The organism is Streptomyces sp. NPDC050564 (assembly GCF_044457265.1).
Lineage (GTDB): Bacteria > Actinomycetota > Actinomycetes > Streptomycetales > Streptomycetaceae > Streptomyces.
The window spans coordinates 18,402-39,000 of record NZ_JBITGS010000037.1 but is presented as its reverse complement, the minus strand read 5'-3'; the positions used below and the strand labels follow the sequence as shown (position 1 = coordinate 39,000).

Below are 20,599 nucleotides of genomic sequence, written 5' to 3'. Positions count from 1 at the left end.
CGAAGGGACCCTTGTCAGACGGGTCGGACCTCACCCTCCATGGCGAGCGTCGGCCAGAGCGCGGCGACGACCCGTTCCGCGAAGCCGGCCTGGACCTCCCGGCCGGCCCGGAGGTAGTCGGCGAAGTAGCTTCCGAAGCACAGGGTGACGACCATGTCCAGGTCCACGTCCTCGCGCACGGCGCCGCGGCGCTGCAGCGAGACGAGCGTCATCAGCAGTTCCTCGCAGCGGGGATGCACGCCGTGCTCGCGCAGCTGGTCCAGCAGGCCGGGCGCCCGCTCCACCTCGGCCATGAAATTGCCGTGCAGGGCCATGGCCCGCTCGTTGTGGTAACGGGGGTCGAGACGCCGTACCGCTTCGACGAGCGCCTCACGCGGGGCCAGTTGCTCCATGTCCAGCGGAGGATAGGCTTCACGCTGCTTGCGCAATCCGTACTCGAGGGCATCGATGACAAGGTCGTACTTGTTCGCCCACCGCCGGTACAGAGTAGGCCGTGTGACGCCGGCGTCCGCGACAATGTCCCCGATTGTCATGGAGGAGTAGCCCTCGGTGGCCAGCCGCTTGCGCGTGGCCTGGATGATCGCCTCCTCGATGGCCGGATCCCGGGGCCGTCCGCCGGCAGAGGCGACCGGCTCCGCGCCCGGGCGACCCCGGCGCCCGTCGGCCCGCTCACCGGAACGCGTCGTCTTCGGCTTCGCCATCTCATCCCTTCCGAACACACAAGGCCGAAGCCGGTTGCCCATCCGCGCTCCCCCGCACGAGCACACTACGCGGACTCCGGCCTGCTGCCCGCACCGGCTCTACCAGACGCCGTGAGGGCAGCCCCAGGTTTTCTTTACAGCTATTGACTGTAACTAAAACCCGCCTCTAGCCTGGCGCGACCCACAGAGCCTGGTGACCGAACGCGAGGAGTGCACGATGCCGATCCACCGCAGCGTTCCGGACCCCGATGCCGCCAGGAACCGGAACGCCCGGAGAAGATCTCGTCGCTGGTTCGGTGTGGATCGGACGGCGCCTGTGCCCGGAGGCCACCGCCCGGCACCGCGGGCCGGTACGACGAGCCACCCGGTCGTCAGATACGGAACGCCGACCCCGCCGTTTCCCGCGCCGGCCGGACACGTCTCCTCCGGGACCAGTCAGTCCGCGGCCTGACCATGGAAAAGGCCATGACCCACTCCTCGGCCACGGCGCCGGCCTCCGTACCAGTACCGGTCACGGTGGAGGACGCCCTCCGCAGCCGGCGCAGTGTGCGCGCGTTCCTGCCGGTACCCGTCCCCCGGTCCACCGTCGAGCGGCTCCTGGCCCTGGCCGCCCGGTCCGCGAGCAACTCCAACAGCCAGCCCTGGCAGGTCCACGTCGTGACCGGGGCGGCCAAACGCGCACTGAGCGCGGCCCTCCTGCGGGCCCACGCCGACGACGACGGGCGGGGACGGGACTACGACTACCAGCCCGAGCCGGACGGATGGCGCGAGCCGTACCGGTCGCGCCGCCGCCGGTTCGGTGAGAGCCTCTACCGCGACACGCTAGGGATCCGCGCGGACGACACCGGCGCCCGGCTGGACCACCACCGGCGCAACTACGACTTCTTCGGTGCGCCCGTCGGCATCGTCCTCACGGCCGGCCGTCATCCGCTGCAGGGCGCCCTCGTCGACGCAGGCCTGTTCCTGCAGGCCCTGATGCTCGCCGCTCGCGGCGACGGCCTGGACACCTGTCCCCAGGCATCGCTCATCGACTTCTCCCCCGTGCTGCGCCGGCGCCTGCTGATTCCCGACGATCAGCTGATCGTCTGCGGACTCGCCCTCGGGTACGCCGACCCCGCGCACCGCCTGAACCGGCAGTGCACCCCGCGCGAGCCCGTCGGTTCCTTCGCGACCTTTCACGGAGACGAAGCGGAGTAGAGGCGCTGCCGGCGGACCCCGCGTGCGGGACATCATCGAGCCCACCATGAACAGCGGCATCACCACGTGGCGGGTCCCGGTCGGCGAGACCACCGCGCAAAACGCCCCGATCCCGCACGTACAGGCAGGTGGCGCCGTCCAGCGGATGAGGCCGAGGCCGGTGCGGGACGTGTCGTCGACCCGGTCCGGGAAGCCTTGGCGCGCGCGGTTGGCGCACGGGGCGCCGACGGGTGCCGGCGGGGAATCCGGTCAAGGCCCCCTTCGGCCGTCCCGCCCTCCTCGATGAGAGCCGGCGCCGGGTTCGACGCGATCTTCGGATGCCGGCGGCGAGTCCACTGGGGCAGGTTGCGTGGCGGCGCTGCCGTTGGCGGTCCGGATGCCGGTCGAGGAGGCGACGTAGGCACCGGACGCCGACACCCGCACGATTCGGTGGTCGGCGCCGACCACGCACGCCCCGCGAACACTTCGGCGGACCGGCGGCATCCAGCAGTCGAACCGCATCGTGGGCGAGGACCGCCGTCCGATGCGTGTCACAGCTCGCAGCCCCATCCTGAAGTGGCTGGATTTGAGTGGTTCACGGCCGGTCCGATGCGGTGCCGAAGTCCGCATCGTCGGCACTGTGGACAACGCACGCACAGTCCACCCGTAACAGATCGCACCGGAAGAAGCGGACACATGACCGACATCATCGCAGGGGTGGAAATCCCCGAGACCTCGGCCGTCGCGGAGGCCACGAGCCACCTCCGGGATACGACCACGCCCCTGATCTTCCATCACTCCCGGCGTGTTTTTCTCTTCGCCTCCCTGCACGCGCGCGAGTTGGGCCTGCAGCCCGATCCCGAGCTGCTTTACATCTCCGCGATGTTCCACGACACCGGCCTGTTGACCCCGTTCTCCAAGGAGGAACAGCGTTTCGAGCTCGACGGCGCCGACCACGCGTGCAAGTTCCTGCTCGACCGCGGGTTCCCCAAGAGCGCCGCCGAAGTGGTCTGGACGGCGATCGCGCTGCACACGACGCCGGGGATTCCCGGCCGGATGGGCCCGGAAATCGCTGCCACGAACTACGGCGTGCTGACCGACGCGGTCGGCTGGGGTCTGGACGGACTGGAGGGCGACCAGGTGGACGAGATCGTCGCCGCTCATCCGCGCGGAAACTTCAAGAAGGAATTCGTGCAGGCGTTCGTCGAGGGGCTCAAGGACCGTCCGGACACCACGTACGGGACCATCAATGCGGACTACCTGGAACGCTTCGTTCCCGGCTTCCACCGCACATCCGTGATCGAGCGCATCACTGATGCCCCCTGGTCGCAGTGAGCCGGCAGCAGCCACGGGCGTGCCGATGAAACCGCCCGGTTCCCTCCGCGGACCTCGCCGTCTGGGACGACGCGCCGCCTTCACCGTTCTGATGGTCACCACCGTCGTTCTGATGGCGACTGCGAGTGCACCCTCACCGGTCTATCCCCTCTACCGGAGCGCTGGGGCTTCTCGGTCACCATGGTGACGGTCGTTTCATGGTGACGGTCGACTTCGCCGTGTACGTCGTGGGGCTGCTCGGCGTCTTCTCCGTTCTCACCTGCGTCTTCCTGCTCCTCGCGGTGGCGATCCGGCTCATCCCCGAGACGGATGCAACGCCGGCCGGTGCCCGGGTCTGCCTCCGCCCCGGATGCGGGTACCGCAGCTATCCCGCGCCGGTTTCTGACCGCAGTACCTGCCCTCATGGCGAGCTGGTCCGTCACGGGGCTGTTCCTCGCTCTGCCCCCCCCTCAGTGGTCACCGGCGTTCTGAGTCTTGACCCTGCCCAAAGGTGAAGGCCGACAGTGTCCGGGGCAACCAAGCCGGCGAGCTGAGCGTGATTCGCTTTGACCGAACCCGGATGAGAGGAACCTGCATGGACGTCGACGCTCTCCTGGCAGAGCAGAGGGCCTACTACAGGGCCGGCGCGGCCGAATACGACCGGCCCTACGCAGAGTACGAAGCCCTGCAGGAATTGCTGGCTGTCGTCGATGACCTCCCGATTGCCGGGGATGTGCTGGAGTTGGCCTGCGGAACGGGCCAGTGGACCCTGAGGCTCGCCGCACGGGCACGTTCGGTGACGGCCGTAGATGCGGCAACCGAAGTGTTGGCCCTCGCTCGAGCGCGCACCGCATCCCCCTCCGTCCAATTCCTTGAGGCCGACCTGTTCGAGTGGCAGGCGCCACGACGCTACGACACCGTGTTCTTCGCCTTCTGGCTCTCCCATGTCCCGCCGACGCGGTTGCCCGACTTCTGGAACACCGTCGCCGCCTCACTCGCGCCGGGCGGCAAAGCGATCTTCATCGACGACGGGCCCGCCGCAGCCGCGTACGAGGAAGTCCTCGCGAACCAGCCGACCCCGGCGGCGCTGCGTCGGCTCGATGACGGCAGCCAGTACCGCATCGTGAAGGTATTCCACGATGCCCAGAGCCTCACGGACGACCTCACCGCGCTGGGCTGGTCAGTCCGTATCCGGACCATGGCCGGGAACTTCATCGGCATTGCAGAACCGCCGACCACCGCTGGCTAAGGAGACGCGGGATACCCAGGATGCTCGGCTAAGTAGTAGCGACGCCCGCTTCAAACACGTAAGCGAACCAGGTCACCTGAGACCGCAGGCGAATCGGACCAGATCATCTGAGGCAGGTGCCAGATCGGCAGAGACGGGACATTGGCACACTCGCTCGGGTGACGTTGGCTGTGACGTTGTTCAGCGGCCCCGGCATGTTGGCCTCAAGCGGCCCCGCCCGTGGAGATCCTGCGGCTTTCCGACGTCTTGAAGTGGCTCTGGGGGACGGCCTTCGGCTGCCGCCAGTGTCAGTGCTCCAGTGCGGGGAGGCCGGCCAGGCCGGTGTCGAGCATGATGCGGTCGACGGTCTCTGTGAGGGCGCTGTCGGCGTCGATGACGATCTCGACGCCGTTGGGCAGTAGATCCAGCTCGCGGTACCAGTCGCGCAGTTGCGTCTCTCCGACTTCGTTGGCGATCGGCTTGGTGGCGTGCCGAGCGACGGTTTCCTCGAACGGCACGTGCAGGTAGTAGCCGTGAGTCGGGCCGCGGTGGTCAGCGCGCAGTTGCCCGAGCATCTCGCCGTAGTGGCCGGCGTACAGGATGCCCTCCAGAACGACGTGGTACCCGGCGTCCAGGGCATAGCGGGCGACGGTGTCGATCAGGCCGACGTTCGCCGCGCCCGGCCGGTCCCGCTCGCGCAGCACGACCCGGCGAAGGTTGTCCTGGCCGACCAGGGCCAGGCCCCGGCCGAACTTCTCGCGGAGGCCGGCCGCGACGCTCGACTTGCCCGATGCGCTGTTGCCCCGCAGGACGACCAGCCGGGTATCTTCGGTGCCCACCAACACGGGGGCCAACCTACCGGCGCCCGCTGACAGAGCTGGAGACGTCAGCGGGAACAGCTTCGGGATCGTCTGGTTGTCCACGAGCGCGGTGTGCAAAGCGTTCGCACCAGCGGAGTTTCAGCCACTCCTGGACGTAAGAGGTCTCCCGCCTGATGGACAGTGTGGGCTTCCACGCGGCGCCCGCGACGCCGATCTCCGGCTCGGTGGACAGGACGAAGTCGGTGTACCCCTTCTCAAGATCGGTGCGGTTCAGGTCCGGACGCGTGTACAACTCATGAAACATGATCGCCGCAGGTCGACTGTCGAGTGACCGCGCGTTTCGCAGGCGAACGCCTATGAAACGCGGGCCCAGCCGACAACAGCCCCTCTACCGGGGCCTCTGTACGGAGAACTCGTTGCCGTCGGGGTCGAGCATCAGCGCCCGGCCGCCGTGGCCCTCGCCGGTGTCGGTGCGCGTCGCGCCGAGCGAGATCAGGCGCTCGACCTCCGCCTCCCAGTCGGCGTCGGTGGGGAGCGCCAGCTCGAAGTACAGCCTGTTCGTGCCCGTCTTCGGTGCCACCGGAGGACCACCCCACGTGATCTTCGTACCGCCGTTCGGCGATTGGATCGCGGTCTCCTGGTCCTGGTCCCAGACCAGCGGCCACCGCAGCGCCTCGCTCCAGAAGTAACCGACCTCCTGCGTACCGTCGCAGGCCAGCGCTCCGATGAAGCCGGTGTCGGCGAGGAACTTGTTGCCCGCCTCGATGACGCAGAACTCGTTGCCGTCTGGATCGGCGAGCACCACATGCCCCTCTTCCGGGAGTTGGCCCACATCGATGTGTTTCCCGCCGAACTCCAGGGCCCTGGCCACCGTCTGCTGCTGATCCTCCGGGGAGGTGCTCGTCAGGTCGAAGTGCGCCCGGTTCTGACCGGTCTTCGGCTCCTGGCTCGGCAGGAAACGGATGCGGAACCCGGCGGTATCAGGGGGCAGGATCGCGACGTCGTCGTCCGGACCGTCGGCCAACTCCCAGCCCAGGACCCCGGACCAGAACCGCGCCAGGCCCGACGGCCGGGTCGCATTGAAGCAGATCGCGAACAGTTGACTGGTCATCCCGTGCATCTCCGATCCGCTGACGGTCGATACGGCACCTCGCCCGCCCCGCGAGCGCAGCCTAGGGGTGGCCGCGCGGCACCCGCATCCGAGTTTGCCGTCGCGAGGGAGCCCGGTCCCCACAAGATGACGACCGTGCGGAACGGCACCGTCGTCCGCGGCACCGGCTGCGCCAGCCCGTCAAGCCGGGGAGGCAGCCGGTTTGCCCGAAACGCTGGCGGCGTCCGGGATCACCAGGACCTCCTTGTCCTTGGAGGCGGCCCGGTCGAAGACCTCGAACGCGTCCCGGTACGCGCCGAACTCACCCGGCTTGTTGCCGACGACGAGCAGCAGAGGCTGGGTCAGCAGCTTGTCCGCGAGGTGGTAGGCGCCCGGTCGCCACCGTCTTGAACCGGCGTTCGGTCATCGCGGCGGCTCAGGTGTAGCCGCCGCCGGCGCACATGCCGAACACGCCGATGCGGGCCTCGTCCACGTAGGGAACGGTGACGAGGTAGTCGGCAGCGCAGCGGAAGTCCTCCACCCGCCACGTGGCGTCGCGGTTCGCCGCCGCTGGCGGCCTGGAAGGCCGCGTCGAACGCGAGGACGACGAGGCCTGCCTCGGCGAACGCCTGGCCGTACACCGACCCGGAGGTCTGTTCTTTGCAGCTGCCGACCGGGTGGGCGCTGACGATGGCCGGGTACTTTTGCGCCGGGTCGAAGCCAGGCGGGAAGTGGATGTCCGCGGCGACATCGACGTACTTGTTCTTGAAAGTGACGGTTTCCACGGCTGACACCCCCTGGAAGTGGATTCGGTTCCGCAAGGAGGAGCGGGACGGGCCGGTCAGCAGGTGCCGGTCCCGGCAATCGCTCGCGTTTCATGCGGCGGTCTTGCGGTGATTTCACCGTTCCACATCGGATGACGGCTGTGCAGGGTAGGAATCTTTGCTCGCTCCGAGAACCTCGGTGACGATGTCGCGGTCGGTGATCAGGCCCTTGAGTTTGTCGTCACTGCCACAGACCGGCAGGGCTCCCACCCCCATGTCGGTGAGCTTGCGGGCGGCGTCCAGGACGCTGTCTTCGGCGCCGATGCATTCCGCTCCGGACGACATGATGTCGCGTGCCACGGGCATGGTGTGCTGCCTCAGGGGAGCTGCGGGCTATTGGCCGCGGCCGGTGACGTAGTCGCGGGCGCGGTCGACCAGTCCAAGGCCGGGGGCGAGGAGCTTGTTGGCCGGCGGGGAGTCGGGGGCTGCGGGGTGGGGGCGTGTGGGGGCGGTCTTCTTCGCGTGGCGGACCTTCGTCCCCAGGCTCTCTAGGACAAACGGGTGGCAGCCCTCGCGGAGCTGGACGAAGAGGTTGTGCTCCTCGTCCCTGACGTGGGCGAAGACCTCGGTCTTCAGGTTCACCAGGAGACGGGTGAACTCGAGGTCGTCGGCGTCCGTCGTCTCGAGGTCCTTGAGGAGCTGCTCCACTCGGGCGTGGTCGGCGAGCTCCTTGTCGGCCAGGGCGTCGCCGTTCTCCAGATGCTCGCGTACCGCGGGGTAGAGGTACTCCTCCTCGGCCACCGAGTGCCGCACCAGCTCGATGGTCAGCTGGTCAAGTAGTCGTTTGCGCTCGGCCGAGCCGGGCGCGATCTGCTCGATCTGCGCGAACAGCTCGTCCACCTCACGGTGGTCGGCCGTCAGTTCGGCAATGACATCTCCGCCGTGTCCGGCCATGACACACCCTGCCTTCCCTCGATCCCGCGCCGCCGGTTCCCGGCACGCCACACAACGCGTTCCCCACGGGCTTGTGCCGTAACGGATTTTCCGGCCGGTTGCGCCGGATGCGGCTGCAGGATGAAGCGGGGGCCGCTGACCGGCGGCAAGAGGCCAGCCTGGTACAGGTGCCAGTCGACCTCGGGTGCTTCGTCGAAAGGGCATCACGTGCTGAGCGGACACGGCTGTGTTGACCTTCCCGTGCGGGGAGCTGAACGGGTGAGGGTGCCGACCTCCAGGTCACACCGGCACCTCTGGGCGTGCCGGGCCAGGTGCCGGTCAGTCGGCGGGTGGCGGTGGCTCCGGCGCGGTCGACGGCGGCCTTGACCGCGGCGAATGCCTTTACCTGATTCACCCCTTCCGGAGGCGGCAGGCCAGCCACACCAGGACGGGCGCACCGGCGGCCGCCAGCATCAGGGTGCGGTGGTCCCGTGCCATCCGCGCCCCGGTGCTCGTCGTCGACGAGACCGGCGATGTGAAGAAGGGCATCCACACCGTCGGGGTCCAGCGCCAGTACACCGGCACAACCGACGGATCGAGAACTCCCAGATCGCGGTCTACCTCGTCTATGCCGGCGCCCGGGGACACGCGGCGGTGGACCGGGAGTTGTACATTCCGCGTTCCTGGACGGGCGATCCGGATCGCTGCCGGGCGGCGGGGCTCGGCGAGGACACCGTTTTCGCGACCAAGCCGGACCTGGCCCTCAGGATGATCGAACGGTTCTGGGCTGCCGGACACCGCGTCGGCTGGGTCACGGGTGACGAGGTCTATGGCGGCAACCCGAGACTGCGCGCGGCGCTGGAGGAGCGCGGCATCGGCCATGTCCTTGCCGCGGCCTGCTCGGCCGAAATGGCCACAGGTGCAGGAAGGTTCCGCGCCGACGTCCTGGTGAAGAAAGTGCCGAAGCGGGCCTCGCAGAAGCTCTCGGCCGGACGCGTGCGAAGGGGCAACGGTTCTACGACTGGGCCGTCGTCGACCTCGCCGACCCGACGCCGGGCAGCCACCAGCTCCTGATCCGCCGCAGCCGCAGCCGCACCACCGGTGAACTCGCCTATTACCGCTGCCACTCCACCGAGCCAGTCCCGCTGACTGTGCTGGTCAAGACCGCTGGTTCGAGGTGGCGTGCGGAAGAGACCGTCCAGGCCGAGAAAGGGCTGGCGGGACTCGACGAGCACCAGGGTCGCCGCTACCGCTCTTGGACCCGCTGGGTCACCCTCGCGATGCTCGCCCACGCCTTCCTCGCGGTAGTCCGTGCCGACGAACACGCCCGCAGCCCCACACCGGACGGCCTGGTCCCGCTGTCCTGCAACGAGATCCAGCGCCTGTTCATCACGGTCGCCGTGCAGCCTCGCCACGACATGGCCTACCGGCTCGGCTGGTCGCACTGGCGGCGGCTCCATCAGCGGCGATCCCTCACCATCCATTACCGGCGACAAGCCGCATCCCAGACATGAGTGCCTACTTCCGATCCCAGGGGCGGCACTCGTCCGAGTCAGGAGCCAATGTGCTGCACCGGCGTCAACCCGCCCGCGCGACTCGTCCGGTCGAGCGAGCCGTCTCTCGTCCCGGGTTGGTCCGATTGGTCGGATCTGACGGTGGGTCGCGCCGGGACGTTCCGGGCGGCGGCAGAGCCGAAGTTATGAATGCGTCACCTGACCGTCCATGAGCATCAACCTCAGGAGCCACACGATGCGCCCCATCAGAGCAGACTGTCTCGGCACGGCCACTGCGCTGGTTACCCTTCTCGCCTGCGCCCCTGTCGCGGCCGCCGCCGCGACGGACACCGATTCCGCCCACACCAAGGGCAGAGACCAGGTCATCACACTCATCGGCCGGCTCGCGCAGCAGACGCGCTTCCCCGTCAACCCCGGCGGCGCCCCCGCCCAGGGCGATCGGACCGTCTTCCGCTCGATCCTCTTCGACCAGGACGGCAAGCAGGTCGGCGACACCGACGGTACCTGCACCACCACTCGGGTCGACAACGGCGGAGCGGAGGAGTGCGTCGTGACCTACAACCTCCCGGGCGGCCAGCTCTCCGTGCAGGGGATGGTCTTCGGCATTCTCAACCCGGGCCCTCCCCCTTCGTTCGACAACGGGATCACCGGCGGCACCGGGGAATTCGACCGGGCTCGTGGTTCGGTCCACGCCGACACGATCGCTCCGGGCACGAGGCGCTTCACGATCGACCTCGACCGCTGACTGACCCTGCCCCCGCCCGGTGAGAAGGCTGGCCCATCCACGGCACGGCCCAACTGGTCCACTGGCGACGCCGCCACCAGGCTCGATCCCAGGCCCACCACTATCAGCGACAAGCCGCCCAGACACGAAGATCGCGATCTGCAGCTGGAGTATCAAACGTTGTTTCTCTTGGCTCGTTGATCACAGTGGATGTCTACTCAACGGGCCATGCAGGTGCTGAGCGTTCGTGAGGTGTCCTGAAGCCGATCCAGCCGCGCGCGAGGACCGGTGGTGCTGTCCGGAACTGCGCTCGGGACCTGGATGTCCGCGATGGTGCCGGGGTCAGGGGTGTCGTCAGTCGGCCAGGTGAGCTCGATGCCGGCCCGCTGTGCCAAGACCAGCATCGTCGCGATGAAGCCCTCGGACAGAGCGATCAGGACTGCATGATTCGTTCGAACATGCTGCTGTAGGAGGGTGTCGACAAACGTCCCGAGGGCAACGGGGTCAATCTGACACTCGTCATCCTGCATGGGCCCGACGCCGGATGGCAGGCCGAGTTCGGCTTCGAAGACGAAGACCTGGCGCAGGAACATCCGGGCCGCGCCGTTCGACGGGTTCCACAGGGTTTGCTCGCCCAGGTCGAAGTACTGGCTCACCGTTCGGTCCCCCCATTGTCCACGGCGGAATCGTAGCCGGAGCGGCGGCCGTCCGGTGCCTTCAGGCGGCCGCGAGGCGCCGATAGCAGATGAAGACGGCGGCAATGCCTACGAAGCCGAGGAAGTGTTCGGACTTGCGCTCGTAGCGGCGATGGAGCCGTCGACACCCGGCCAGATAGGAGATGGTCCGCTCCACGACCCCAGTGGTGACGGCCCAGGCGACCGGAGGGCTCGATCCCGCGGCGGGCGATCCGGTGACGGATGCCTCGGCCTAGAAGCCATGGGCGCAGGTAGCCGTAATCGTAGCCCTTGTCTGCATGCAGCTTGCCCGGCCGCCTCCGGCGCGGTCCGCGGCGTGAACGGGTCGCTGGGATCCCTCGGACGAGCGGTTGCAGGTCCAGGCTGTCATCGGTGTTGGCGGCCAAGATGCCCAGCGGGATCGGCAGGCGATTGCAGTCGCAGAGCAGGTGGATCTTTGACCCCTTCTTGCCTCGGTCGGTCGGATTTGGTCCGGTCAAAGACCCCCTTTGGTGGCGTGGATGCTGACCGAGTCGATGGCGCACCGGGACCAGTCCAGTTCGCCACGACTGGTCGCGGCTCCACTGGGCGAAGCGCCGGTAGACCAGAGAGGTCTCCCTGAGTTGGACCTGCCCGCGCTCCGTACCCGCCTGCCCCGACAGTCGAGAACGAGGGCAATGCTGGGTTACATCCGTGGGATGCGGGCTACCCGCACGACGCGGTCCTTTGAAAGCCGCGGCGGCGGCCGTGGCCGGCTTGTCCCGCGTGTGCCTGACGCTTGAGGCTGACGGGCATACAGGCTTTGGCCCCTCGATCGCGCAAGCCTCCTCGGCGACCCGCAGCGCCCCGTACGAGCAGGCGTGTCTCAAGGGCGGAACAGCGTCGGAGCACGGTGCGGCGAGCGGCGGCGGCCGGGTCGATGACGTGGTCGTGGACACCGAGGTGTCGGCAAGAACACGATCTACAAGTGCGCACCGGTGCTGATGGGCTGCAGCCTGGTCGCGCTGCTCGAGTACGAGGTCGCGATCCAGCCGCACTGAACGAAGGACGGCTCGGACCGGCTGCCGTCAGCCGGTCCGAGCCGTCGTCGTATCTGCTACTCGTTGCGTGCCGTTTCGGGTCCGGTGATCCGCCTGAGCAGCGGCATCGTGGACGCGATGACCCCCAGCGAGGCGACGAGCCCGGCGAGCACGATCGCGTAGTACTGGATCCCCGGCGCCCGGATCGAGTAGTTGAACTGTGCCTGCACGAACAGCTGGGCAGCCAGGAAGCCCATCCCGATCGCCACCACCGCGACCACCAGGAGCGGAACCGCGCTCTCCAGCAGTACCACCCGCCGAAGCACCCCGATCTGCGTGCCGGTCAGCCGCAGCAGAGTGAAGGGGCGCTTGCGGTCGCGCAGGCCGCCGGCCACGCTCACCGCCAGGCTGCAGCCGGCGATGGGGAAACTGACCAGGATGACCACGTTGGCCAATTGCTGGTATCCGGCGAGCTGCGCGCCACTTTCGGCATGGTCCTCCCGGACGGTCCATGGAACGTCCTGGTCGGGATACGTATTGGCGAGGATGGTGCGCGCGCGTTCGATCGCCGACGTCGATCCGTTGGTGGCCACGGCGATCTGCTGGACCGGGAGGCGGGCGAGCCGCTGGGTGGAGATGGCGGCGGCGGGCCATTCCGTGGGCCAGTGCTCCCAGTCGTACGTGCCGAAGAGGGTGTAGTTCTCGCTGACCGACGCCGCTTCGGCTCCGGAGGCGCATGTGCTGTAGGCCGGCATCTTCGAGAGCTCGGCGCACGAGGCCAGGCCGGCCACCGGCGATGTCCCGACGCCTTGGGGGCCGCGCCAGGCCGGGTCCGTGGTGCCGAGCGGATTCGTGTGGATCATCAGCACGCCTTTGACGCCCGGTACGGAGTTCAGGTCGCCGAGCGTGGCCGCCGAGAGCGGGGGCACGCTTCCGACCGGCTCCCCCGGACGGTTGAAACCCTGGATGTAGTTGGCGACCAGGGCACTGGCGACCGCCGGGCTGCCCTTCGGTACGCCACGCTCGGCGTTCAGCGAGCCGATGATCCCGACGGCCGCGCTGGTGACGCACAGGGCGAGGACCAGCCCGCTGACCGCGCGGAAGCCGGCCTTCGGGTCGTCCGCCAGCCGCCGACCTGCAATGAGCAGCGCAGGCCGGCTTGTGAACCGGGCCAGGACGCGGGCTCCGGTCATGGTCAGCCAGGGTCCTGCGATGACGAGTCCGGTCAGGACCAGCAGGATTCCCGGGACGAAGACCCAGATCTGGCCGTTGGTGCTCCTGGGCACCCGGCCGATGGTGTACGAGAGTTCGGCGATACCGGCGACCAGCGGGATCACCCGGTAGACCCGCGGCGGGCGTGGCGTGACACGCCGGGTGACCCCGAGCGGGGAGACCTGCACGCGGCGCAGGGCGAGCCGGGCCGCGATCGCGGCCCCCACCGGGACGGCGATCGCGACGAGCAGGATGTCACCGGTCCTGAGTGTGAGATCGCTGACGAAGTACGGCGTACGCGTGAGGTTGACCGCCGCCAACTGCGTACGGAACAGGGAGAAGAGGCCGAATCCCGCGGCCGTACCGATGACCGCGGCGACCGTCGATTCGACGGCCGAGATCATCGAGATCTGCCGCGGCGTGGCGCCCACCAGACGCATCGCGGCGAAGCGCTGCTCACGGCGGGCGGCCGCCAGCCGGGTGGCCGTGCCGATGAGGATGAGCACCGGGAAGATCAGGGCGGTACCCGCGACGGAGAGGATGAGCTTGATGCCCCTGTTGTCGATGCCCGCCCTGACCGTGCAGTTCGTGCCGTTGCAGGCACTGGGGGTGACGGTGGTGATCGAGGTGACCCGGGTGGCGTCGTGCTGCTTTGCAAGCTGGTCGGGGCTGTGGCCGATGACAATGACCAGGGAGTCGGGGCCCGGGAGCGCCGACTTACCGACCGTGCCGACCTCGTGGCCGGGGTAGCGGTCGGCGAGTTCGGCGACCGGCGTGGAGTGGAGAAGCTTGCTGAGGGCCGGTGAGGCGTAGAACTCGCCTGGTCCAGGAAGGCGTGAAAGGCCCGGTGGGACTGGGGAGTTCGGGCCAGTGGCGGCGACGTCGACTCTACCGATGATCTTGCCGTCGAAGTGGTCCGCCCTCAGCAGCCACCACAGCGGGTCCGTGTCCGCCTTCGCTGCGGACTGGCTCGACGCGCTCTTGCCGGAGCCGGTGTTGAGCCAGGCGTTCCGGCTGTTCTGGGTAGCGGTGGCGTTGATGGCCGCCAGGATGCTCAGCAGCAGGCCGACGCCGAGGGCGACGGCGGCCACGATGACGGCGAGACGGGCGGCGGCCTCCCTGCCGCCGCTCAGGGTGAGGCGCAGGCCGAGGCGGATCACGAGGTGAGCCGTTCGACATACAGCGACGTCACCTTGCCGTCGCGGACAATGACTTCACGGTTCGCGTACGCGGCCACCCGCGGCTCGTGGGTGACGAGGATGACGGTGGTGCCCTCCTCGCGTACGGAGGCGACCAGCAGGTCCATCACATGCTCGCCGGTGAGCGAGTCGAGTGACCCGGTCGGCTCGTCGGCGAACAGCACCTTGGGCCGGGAGACCAGGGCGCGGGCCAGGGCGACACGCTGTGCCTGTCCGCCGGAGAGCTCGCCGGACCGGCGCCCCTCGAGACCGTCCAGGCCGAGCCGCCCGAACCACGACCGCGCCTCGGCCAGCGCGCTCGCCCTGCGGGACTTGGCGAGCAGCAGCGGCAGAGCGACGTTCTCCTCGGCGGTCAGCTCGGGGACGAGCTGGCCGAACTGGAAGACGAAGCCGAAGCGGTCCCGACGCAGTTCGCTGCGCTCGGGCTCGCGCTGGGTGTCGATGCGGCGGCCGTCGAACCAGATCTCGCCGGAGTCAGGTACGAGGATCCCGGCCAAGCAGTGCAGCAGTGTGGACTTGCCGGAGCCGCTCGGGCCGGTGACGGCGAGGATCTCGCCTTCGGCGGCGGAGAGGTTCGCGCCCTGCAGCGCGGGCGTCTGTCCGAACGACAGGACGGCCTCCCGCGCTTCTACAAGGAAGCCTTCGTCCGAACTCATGAGCGCACCTCCGCTGTCAGGGCGGCGAGCCGCGCCACGGTCAGGTCCATCCATCGCAGATCGGCCTCCAGGTGGAACACGCCGTGGTCGGCGAGCAGCGCGTCGATCGTGCTGCCGGTCCGGCGCAGTTCGGTCAGTGCCCGCATCCGCTCCATGTGGGCGGCACGCTGGATGTCGAGGTACACGCGGGGGTCGCGCTCCAGCAACAGCGCCAGTACGACCTTGGTGAACAGCACCGTCTGCAGGTGCGGTTCACCCGCGACCGGCTCAGTCAGCCAGCTCTCGACCTGCGTGACCCCCAGCTCGGTGATCACGTAGCGCTTGCGGTCTGGCCCCGACCCGGACTCGGTCTCGCCGACCTGGACCTTTCCGTCACGGGCGAGGCGGCCCAGGGTCGAGTAGACCTGCCCGGCGGGCAGCGGCTTACCCCGGCCGAAGTAGGTGTCGTAGTCGCGCTTGAGGTCGTAGCCGTGGCTCGACTCCCGTTCGAGGAGTCCGAGGAGTGCCAGAGGAACGGTCATACCTCAGTATCTACACTCAGTATCTAGTTGCCGTCAACGGGCGATGGTGTCCCGACAAGTGGTGTAAGAACGATCCCCGCATAGCCCCAGGTCATGGCGCAGCCACCGCGCAACTCTCCAAGTAGAGAGGCTCGTTCAACGAGAGGACGCGCGATGGCCTCGTCCCAGCATGACCTCCGCCTGATGGAGTCACTGCGTACGGCGGACGGGATCGAGTCGGTCAGGGTTCTGGCCCAGCGGATCCTGCGGGAACTCACGAAGCCGAGGCCACCGCCCACATCGGTGCGGAGCTCGGCGAGCACACCGAGACGCGCACGGCCTGGCGCAACGGGCACCGGGAGAAGTTACTCACCACGCAGGCCGGGGACTTGGACCTGGCGACTCCCAAAGTTCGCATCGGCAGTTTCTTCCCGTCACTGCTGGAGCGCCGGCGCCGCATCGACCAGGCGCTCTACGCGGTCATCATGGAGGCATACGTGCACGGCATGTCCACCCGGAGTGTGGATGACCTGGTCAAGGCCCTGGGCGGTGACACCGGGATCTCCAAGAGCGAGGTCTCCCGGATCTGCGGCGAGCTTGGCACGGAGCTACCTCTTCTCGCCCGGCAGTTCCCCAAGGCCAGAGACATGCTCCTGGAAGCCAAGGAGGACTTGACCTCCTTCGCAGACTTCCCCGAGCGGCACTGGAAGAAGATCCAGTCCACCAACCCGCTTGAACGACTCAACCGCGAGATCAAGCGTCGCACCGACCTCGTCCAGATCTTCCCCAACCCCGCCGCCCTCGAACGACTCACGACCGCCGTGCTCGTCGAAATGCACGTCGAATGGATCGCCTTCTCCCGCCGCTACCTCCCCGAAGGCAGCATGGACAAGATCTACCCCCAGGCCACAGACCAACTCACGCCCACTACACCACCGCAGGCGACATGACCGCGGCCGGTCGGCCGCCCCTTCGGAAAGACGCCTAACGCAAGGCGCTCGACCTGCGCGGTGTCGACACCCTGGGGGTTTCGCTGAAGGGCACGTGCCAATACGGTGGCCCTGTGATGTCGATCAAGAAATTCCAAGTCACCTTCGACTGCGCAGAACCTGAGCGCCTCGCCCGTTTCTGGTGCGAGGTGCTGGGGTACGTCGTACCGCCGCCACCGGAGGGGTTTGCCACGTGGGACGATTTCAAGCGCTCGCAGCCACCTGAGCAGCAGGACGCATGGTTTGCCTGCATTGACCCTTCAGGCGTGGGCCCGCGGCTGTACTTCCAGCGCGTCCCCGAAGGGAAGGCCGCCAAGAACCGGCTGCATCTTGACGTGCGGGTCGGCACCGGACTCGTGGGTAAAGAGCGCCTCGCCGCACTTGAGGCCGAATGCGCACGACTGATCCCGCTCGGAGCGGTACACCTGCGAACGCTGTATGACGGCAATGATTCGTGCATCCCGATGCTGGACATCGAGGGCAACGAGTTCTGTATCGACTGAGGTGCCGCGAACGTGCCCTCGTTCGGTCATGTCCCGCAGAGCGGTGTAGTGGCGCGGCAGCCCCTGACGCCCCCGCTGTTCAGCGGCTTGATACCCCGCCGCCGAAGTAGGCGTCGGTACTTGTCGAAGTCGTAGCCGCGGTCGGCATAGAGCACCGGCGCCCAGTCCATCGGAGGCATGCCGGTATTCATGGATCCGTTCGAACCGGCCCACCCTTCCAACCCCAATGCCAAGATCAGCACGAAGGCAACCGGAATCTCAAGAAGTAGCAAGATCAGGGCCAGGCAACCACCCGCAAACACGTCGCCCCGGCTGTTCAGGGGATTTCGGGGCCGGGGCAGATCCTCCGGCATGCGTGAGGTGCGGGGCCCAAGGTCTAAGGGCATGGTCGTACATTCGTACGCAACCTCGCGCTGTGTCCCGGCATTTTCTGAGTCGAGATCAAGTCGTGGCTGTTCGTCCCCGTTACTGACACCTGAGTGGGCCGCGAGCTCCCTGGCCACTCAGTCCCGTTGTCCCCAAAGCGCTGCTGAGGGCGACCCTTGCCGTCCTCGACACGTTCGAGGACGAACTGCCCGCGCTCGCGGAAGCCGACGACGCGCATGTCCTCGGTGCAGTGGAGCGCGTCGTGGTGGCCCTGAACGCCGTGGTCGAAGCCCACGATGCAGGGGCCCCCTTGGACCCCGCTTCCTGGGCGGTGCCGCAGCGGCGCCTGGCCCACAGTGAGGCATGGCAGACGGACAACCCGCACGTCATGGTCACCAAAGGAACAAAGGCCGGGCGGAGCCCGGCCTCAACTGCCTGTCTTTCCCACGTCCTTGACGGCTGCGGTTTCCCGCCCCGCATGATCCACAGCACCCGTCCCGTCGACATGGTGAACACCGTGGACCCCAAGCTCGTCGCTGCGTGGAGCGGCAAGCCACGCTGCGGACCGTATCGCCGGGCACTGGCAACCGGCTGAGTTGGGCGGACACTACGGTCCAGCTTCGCGGCAACCGAGTTATCTCGAGAAGCGTGAGGCGAGTGCGCTACGCCGACATCAACGGACTTCACTCATGCGGGGCTGGTCTCCTGATTGGTGAGGCGGGCGGTGAGGAACGCGCGCTCAGCCTCGTTGCTGGTCAGCTCCAGGGCCTGCTGGTACGCGGCCGCCGCCTCGTCAGGACGACCGAGGCGCTGTAGCAGGTCCGCCTTGATCGCCGGCAGGTACTGGTACCGGGAGAGCCGGCCGTCCTGCTCCAGGGCCTCGACCTGCGCCAGTCCGACCGCGGCTCCTTGGGCCATTGACACCGGCACGGTGCGGTTCAGTGCGACTACCGGTGAGGGCCAGAGCGACAGCAGCCCGTCGTAGAGGGCCACGATCTGTGGCCAATCCGTCTCCTCGTACGTCGGCGCCTCGGCGTACAGGGAGGCGATCGCCGCCTGCAGCATGTAGCGCCCCGCGCGGCCGCCGCGCAGCCCGGCCACGATCAGCTCGTGCGCCTCGGCCAGCGCGGTACGGTCCCACAGCGAGCGGTCCTGCTCTGCCAGCCGCAGCAGCCGGCCGTCGGCCCCGGTCCGGGTGGCGCGCCGGGCGTCGTTGACGAGGAGCAGCGCCAGCAGCCCGCGGGCCTCCGGCTCGTCGGGCATGAGGTTGCGCAGTGTGCGGGTCAGGTACAGCGCGCGGTCGGCCAGGTCGGTGCGCATCAGCGCGGGGCCCGAGGGGGCCGTGTGGCCGGCGGTGAACAGCAGGTGGAGTACGCCGAGTACGGCCGTCAGCCGGTCCGGGAGCTCCGCCGGGCGTGGCAGGCGGTAGGGGATGCGGGCGGCGGAGATCTTCTTCTTCGCCCGGGTGATCCGGGCGGCCATCGTCTGTTCCGACACCAGCAGCGCCCGGGCGACGTCCGGTGTCGGCAGCCCGCACACCAGCCGCAGCGTGAGCGCGAGTTGCGCCTCCTGCGCGAGCGCGGGATGGCAGCAGGTGAAGATGAGCCGCAGCCGCTCGTCGGGCACGACATCCTCCGAATCCACAGCCTCCCCCTCGTCCTGTTCGTCCCGCTCGTCCAAGGCGAGCTCCGCGACGGCCTCTTCGGGCTCCACCAGCAGCGGCAGCTTCGAGCGGAACGTCCGCTCCCGGCGCATCGCGTCCATCGCCCGGCGCTTGGCCGCAGTGGTGAGCCACGCTGCGGGGCTGCGCGGGATCCCGTCGCGTTCCCACGCCGACAGCGCCGCGGCGTACGCCTCCTGTACGCACTCCTCGGCCAGGTCCATGTCGCGGGCGACGCGGACCGTCGCGGCGAGCACGAAGGCCCACTCGCGCCGGTGCGCCTCGGCGACCGCCTGTCCTGCGTCCGTCGCAGCCGTCACCGGGCGATGGGCGCGATGCCGCCTGCGACGGGCCGCACCTCGACACCGCCACGGCCCCACTGGACAGCGGGGTTACGACGCGCCAGCTCCAGGGCGGCGTCCAGGTCGGGAGCCTCGATGATGCAGACGCCGGCGATGACTTCCTTGGAGTCGATGAAGGGGCCGTCGGTGACCACGTCGCCGCGCAGCGAGGTGGCGGTGTCGGTGGACTGCAGCGCGTACGCCGTGATCATGGCGCCGGAGTCGATGAGGTCCTCGGCGTGCCGCTTGCTCGCCGCCTGCTGCTCGGGGGTGTAGTCGCCGGCCGCAGGGTTGTCGAAGATGAGGATCGCGTACTGGGCCATCATGGGTCTCCTTGGCTGTGTGTCTGGTCGGTACGCCTCTACGTCGGACGGGCGACGCGAATTCGACAGACCGTACGCGAAGTTTTTCAGATGCCCCCGGGCTGGCTCCGACAAGGTGCTCGGCCGCGTGCCGGTCGTTGGCCCTGGCGTGGTTCTGTCTCACTCGTCCTCGGTGCCCTCCGGCTCGCACAGCGACCGGCAAAGCACAAGTCAAAGCGGTCGCAGGCACGCGGTGGGCTTAGTGTCGGTTTTCCTCCCGACGTTCCTCGACCCCCGCTTCTGGGCGCCGCTATATGCGCAGCCGGATCATGAGCGCCGCCGCGGTGACGCTGCCCAGGAAGACGTAGCCGCTCTTGTCATACCGCGTGGCCGCGGCCCTCAATTGCTTCAACCTATTGATCGCCCGCTTCACCGTGTTGCGCTTCTTGTACGGCGAGGCATCGAATCCGTAGGGCCGTCCGCCCCGTGAACCTGGCGCAGGCAGGCGGCCTTGTGGTCCTTCTTCTCCGGGATCGCGTACCGGATGCCGCGCTTGCGGAGGTGGGCGCGGGCCTTGCCTTGCGGTGGCTGTACGCCTGATAGGCACGTGGGTTGGCCGTTGGGCCGGTCCTGGCAGGGGCTGGACAAGACGTCTGGGCTTTAAGCAGCGCACAAAGTGCTTCGACAAGAGGGACGCTGTTCCAGCCCCTGCCGTGTCGCACCCAGCCGCCGTACCGTGCCATGGTTCGAGCCGTGCCCAGGGCTACCTCCCGATCAGCCGGAGCCGTCGAGTTCTTCACGAGACTGAGGCCCCTGAGCAGGACTGGGGCCACGGACGGCTGATGGGGCGGTGCGCCCGAGAGCGCTTCCACTAGGTCGCCGGGTGGTCCTCCCGCGGCTTGATGCCGGCGGA

Annotated in this window: 21 protein-coding genes and 3 pseudogenes; 9 read left to right on the top strand and 15 right to left on the bottom strand. The window is 68.3% G+C overall.

Features of this window, described 5'->3' with window-relative positions; genetic code table 11:
- Positions 1-14: 14 nt before the first annotated feature.
- Positions 15-701 (bottom strand): TetR/AcrR family transcriptional regulator, encoded by a 687-nt coding sequence (locus tag ACIBK0_RS40755; RefSeq protein WP_399091775.1) that lies wholly within the window; start codon positions 699-701, stop codon positions 15-17.
- A gap of 465 nt (positions 702-1,166) precedes the next feature.
- Here ACIBK0_RS40755 and ACIBK0_RS40750 point away from each other — a divergent pair, with 465 nt between their 5' ends.
- The 3 genes from ACIBK0_RS40750 (at position 1,167) to ACIBK0_RS40740 (ending at position 4,440) form a co-directional block, all read left to right on the top strand.
- Entirely contained in the window at positions 1,167-1,898 is a 732-nt protein-coding gene (locus tag ACIBK0_RS40750; protein WP_399091772.1) for a nitroreductase, read from the top strand.
- Positions 1,899-2,573: 675 nt separating this feature from the next.
- Positions 2,574-3,212: an HD domain-containing protein gene (locus tag ACIBK0_RS40745; RefSeq protein ID WP_399091769.1), complete on the top strand. Its 639-nt coding sequence runs from the start codon at positions 2,574-2,576 to the stop codon at positions 3,210-3,212.
- 574 nt (positions 3,213-3,786) lie between these two features.
- Complete coding sequence (locus ACIBK0_RS40740; RefSeq protein ID WP_399091766.1) at positions 3,787-4,440, top strand: class I SAM-dependent methyltransferase; 654 nt, start codon at positions 3,787-3,789, stop codon at positions 4,438-4,440.
- A 287-nt stretch (positions 4,441-4,727) separates the two neighbouring features.
- On the opposite strand, the gene ACIBK0_RS40735 is transcribed toward ACIBK0_RS40740, so the two are convergent.
- The 3 genes from ACIBK0_RS40735 to ACIBK0_RS40725 all read right to left on the bottom strand — a co-directional run bounded on the left by ACIBK0_RS40735 (position 4,728) and on the right by ACIBK0_RS40725 (position 6,351).
- Complete coding sequence (locus ACIBK0_RS40735; RefSeq protein ID WP_399091903.1) at positions 4,728-5,273, bottom strand: AAA family ATPase; 546 nt, start codon at positions 5,271-5,273, stop codon at positions 4,728-4,730.
- Between the two features lies 1 nt (position 5,274).
- The gene (locus tag ACIBK0_RS40730) at positions 5,275-5,532 is read right to left on the bottom strand and encodes a hypothetical protein (RefSeq protein WP_399091921.1); all 258 of its coding nucleotides are present in this window, start codon (positions 5,530-5,532) and stop codon (positions 5,275-5,277) included.
- 96 nt (positions 5,533-5,628) lie between these two features.
- Entirely contained in the window at positions 5,629-6,351 is a 723-nt protein-coding gene (locus ACIBK0_RS40725) for a VOC family protein (protein ID WP_399091763.1), read from the bottom strand.
- Positions 6,352-6,486: 135 nt separating this feature from the next.
- On the opposite strand from ACIBK0_RS40725, the gene ACIBK0_RS40720 reads away from it, so the two are divergent.
- Positions 6,487-6,741, top strand: coding sequence for a hypothetical protein (locus ACIBK0_RS40720; RefSeq protein WP_399091760.1), 255 nt, complete (start codon positions 6,487-6,489; stop codon positions 6,739-6,741).
- A gap of 137 nt (positions 6,742-6,878) precedes the next feature.
- Positions 6,879-7,121: a hypothetical protein gene (locus ACIBK0_RS40715; protein ID WP_399091758.1), complete on the top strand. Its 243-nt coding sequence runs from the start codon at positions 6,879-6,881 to the stop codon at positions 7,119-7,121.
- A gap of 108 nt (positions 7,122-7,229) precedes the next feature.
- Here the strand turns inward: ACIBK0_RS40715 and ACIBK0_RS40710 are convergent, their stop codons facing one another.
- The 3 genes from ACIBK0_RS40710 to ACIBK0_RS40700 all read right to left on the bottom strand — a co-directional run bounded on the left by ACIBK0_RS40710 (position 7,230) and on the right by ACIBK0_RS40700 (position 8,576).
- On the bottom strand, positions 7,230-7,454 hold the full coding sequence (locus tag ACIBK0_RS40710) for a CBS domain-containing protein (protein WP_399091756.1): 225 nt from the start codon (positions 7,452-7,454) through the stop codon (positions 7,230-7,232).
- Positions 7,455-7,487: 33 nt separating this feature from the next.
- Positions 7,488-8,048: a hemerythrin domain-containing protein gene (locus ACIBK0_RS40705; RefSeq protein ID WP_399091753.1), complete on the bottom strand. Its 561-nt coding sequence runs from the start codon at positions 8,046-8,048 to the stop codon at positions 7,488-7,490.
- Between the two features lie 390 nt (positions 8,049-8,438).
- Positions 8,439-8,576 carry a hypothetical protein gene (locus ACIBK0_RS40700; protein ID WP_399091918.1) on the bottom strand — a complete coding sequence of 46 codons (138 nt, stop codon included), beginning with the start codon at positions 8,574-8,576 and terminating at the stop codon, positions 8,439-8,441.
- On the opposite strand from ACIBK0_RS40700, the pseudogene ACIBK0_RS40695 reads away from it, so the two are divergent.
- A pseudogene (locus tag ACIBK0_RS40695) lies at positions 8,536-9,541 on the top strand (IS701 family transposase); the annotation flags it as partial. The gene ACIBK0_RS40700 and the pseudogene ACIBK0_RS40695 sit on opposite strands and share 41 nt — an antisense overlap.
- A gap of 235 nt (positions 9,542-9,776) precedes the next feature.
- Entirely contained in the window at positions 9,777-10,286 is a 510-nt protein-coding gene (locus tag ACIBK0_RS40690; RefSeq protein WP_399091750.1) for a hypothetical protein, read from the top strand.
- 197 nt (positions 10,287-10,483) lie between these two features.
- On the opposite strand, the gene ACIBK0_RS40685 is transcribed toward ACIBK0_RS40690, so the two are convergent.
- From ACIBK0_RS40685 to ACIBK0_RS40665, 5 genes and pseudogenes are all read right to left on the bottom strand, one after another.
- Positions 10,484-10,921 (bottom strand): DUF6086 family protein, encoded by a 438-nt coding sequence (locus ACIBK0_RS40685; RefSeq protein WP_399091747.1) that lies wholly within the window; start codon positions 10,919-10,921, stop codon positions 10,484-10,486.
- 61 nt (positions 10,922-10,982) lie between these two features.
- Positions 10,983-11,510, bottom strand: a pseudogene (locus ACIBK0_RS40680) (IS5 family transposase); the annotation flags it as partial.
- A gap of 525 nt (positions 11,511-12,035) precedes the next feature.
- Positions 12,036-14,330 carry an FtsX-like permease family protein gene (locus ACIBK0_RS40675; protein WP_399091744.1) on the bottom strand — a complete coding sequence of 765 codons (2,295 nt, stop codon included), beginning with the start codon at positions 14,328-14,330 and terminating at the stop codon, positions 12,036-12,038.
- On the bottom strand, positions 14,327-15,025 hold the full coding sequence (locus ACIBK0_RS40670) for an ABC transporter ATP-binding protein (protein ID WP_399091741.1): 699 nt from the start codon (positions 15,023-15,025) through the stop codon (positions 14,327-14,329). Before ACIBK0_RS40670 ends, ACIBK0_RS40675 begins: the two co-directional genes overlap by 4 nt.
- On the bottom strand, positions 15,022-15,546 hold the full coding sequence (locus tag ACIBK0_RS40665) for a PadR family transcriptional regulator (RefSeq protein ID WP_399091738.1): 525 nt from the start codon (positions 15,544-15,546) through the stop codon (positions 15,022-15,024). Before ACIBK0_RS40665 ends, ACIBK0_RS40670 begins: the two co-directional genes overlap by 4 nt.
- Before the next feature lie 153 nt (positions 15,547-15,699).
- Between ACIBK0_RS40665 and ACIBK0_RS40660 the strand changes: the two are divergent.
- A pseudogene (locus tag ACIBK0_RS40660) lies at positions 15,700-16,475 on the top strand (transposase).
- 113 nt (positions 16,476-16,588) lie between these two features.
- Entirely contained in the window at positions 16,589-17,017 is a 429-nt protein-coding gene (locus ACIBK0_RS40655; RefSeq protein ID WP_399091735.1) for a VOC family protein, read from the top strand.
- 26 nt (positions 17,018-17,043) lie between these two features.
- Here ACIBK0_RS40655 and ACIBK0_RS40650 read toward each other — a convergent pair whose 3' ends face one another.
- The 3 genes from ACIBK0_RS40650 to ACIBK0_RS40640 form a co-directional block, all read right to left on the bottom strand.
- Complete coding sequence (locus tag ACIBK0_RS40650) at positions 17,044-17,370, bottom strand: hypothetical protein (protein ID WP_399091915.1); 327 nt, start codon at positions 17,368-17,370, stop codon at positions 17,044-17,046.
- A gap of 700 nt (positions 17,371-18,070) precedes the next feature.
- Positions 18,071-19,363, bottom strand: a complete 1,293-nt coding sequence (locus tag ACIBK0_RS40645; protein ID WP_399091732.1) for an RNA polymerase sigma factor — start codon at positions 19,361-19,363, stop codon at positions 18,071-18,073.
- Complete coding sequence (locus tag ACIBK0_RS40640; protein ID WP_399091729.1) at positions 19,360-19,710, bottom strand: YciI family protein; 351 nt, start codon at positions 19,708-19,710, stop codon at positions 19,360-19,362. Before ACIBK0_RS40640 ends, ACIBK0_RS40645 begins: the two co-directional genes overlap by 4 nt.
- Between the last annotated feature and the right edge of the window lie 889 nt (positions 19,711-20,599).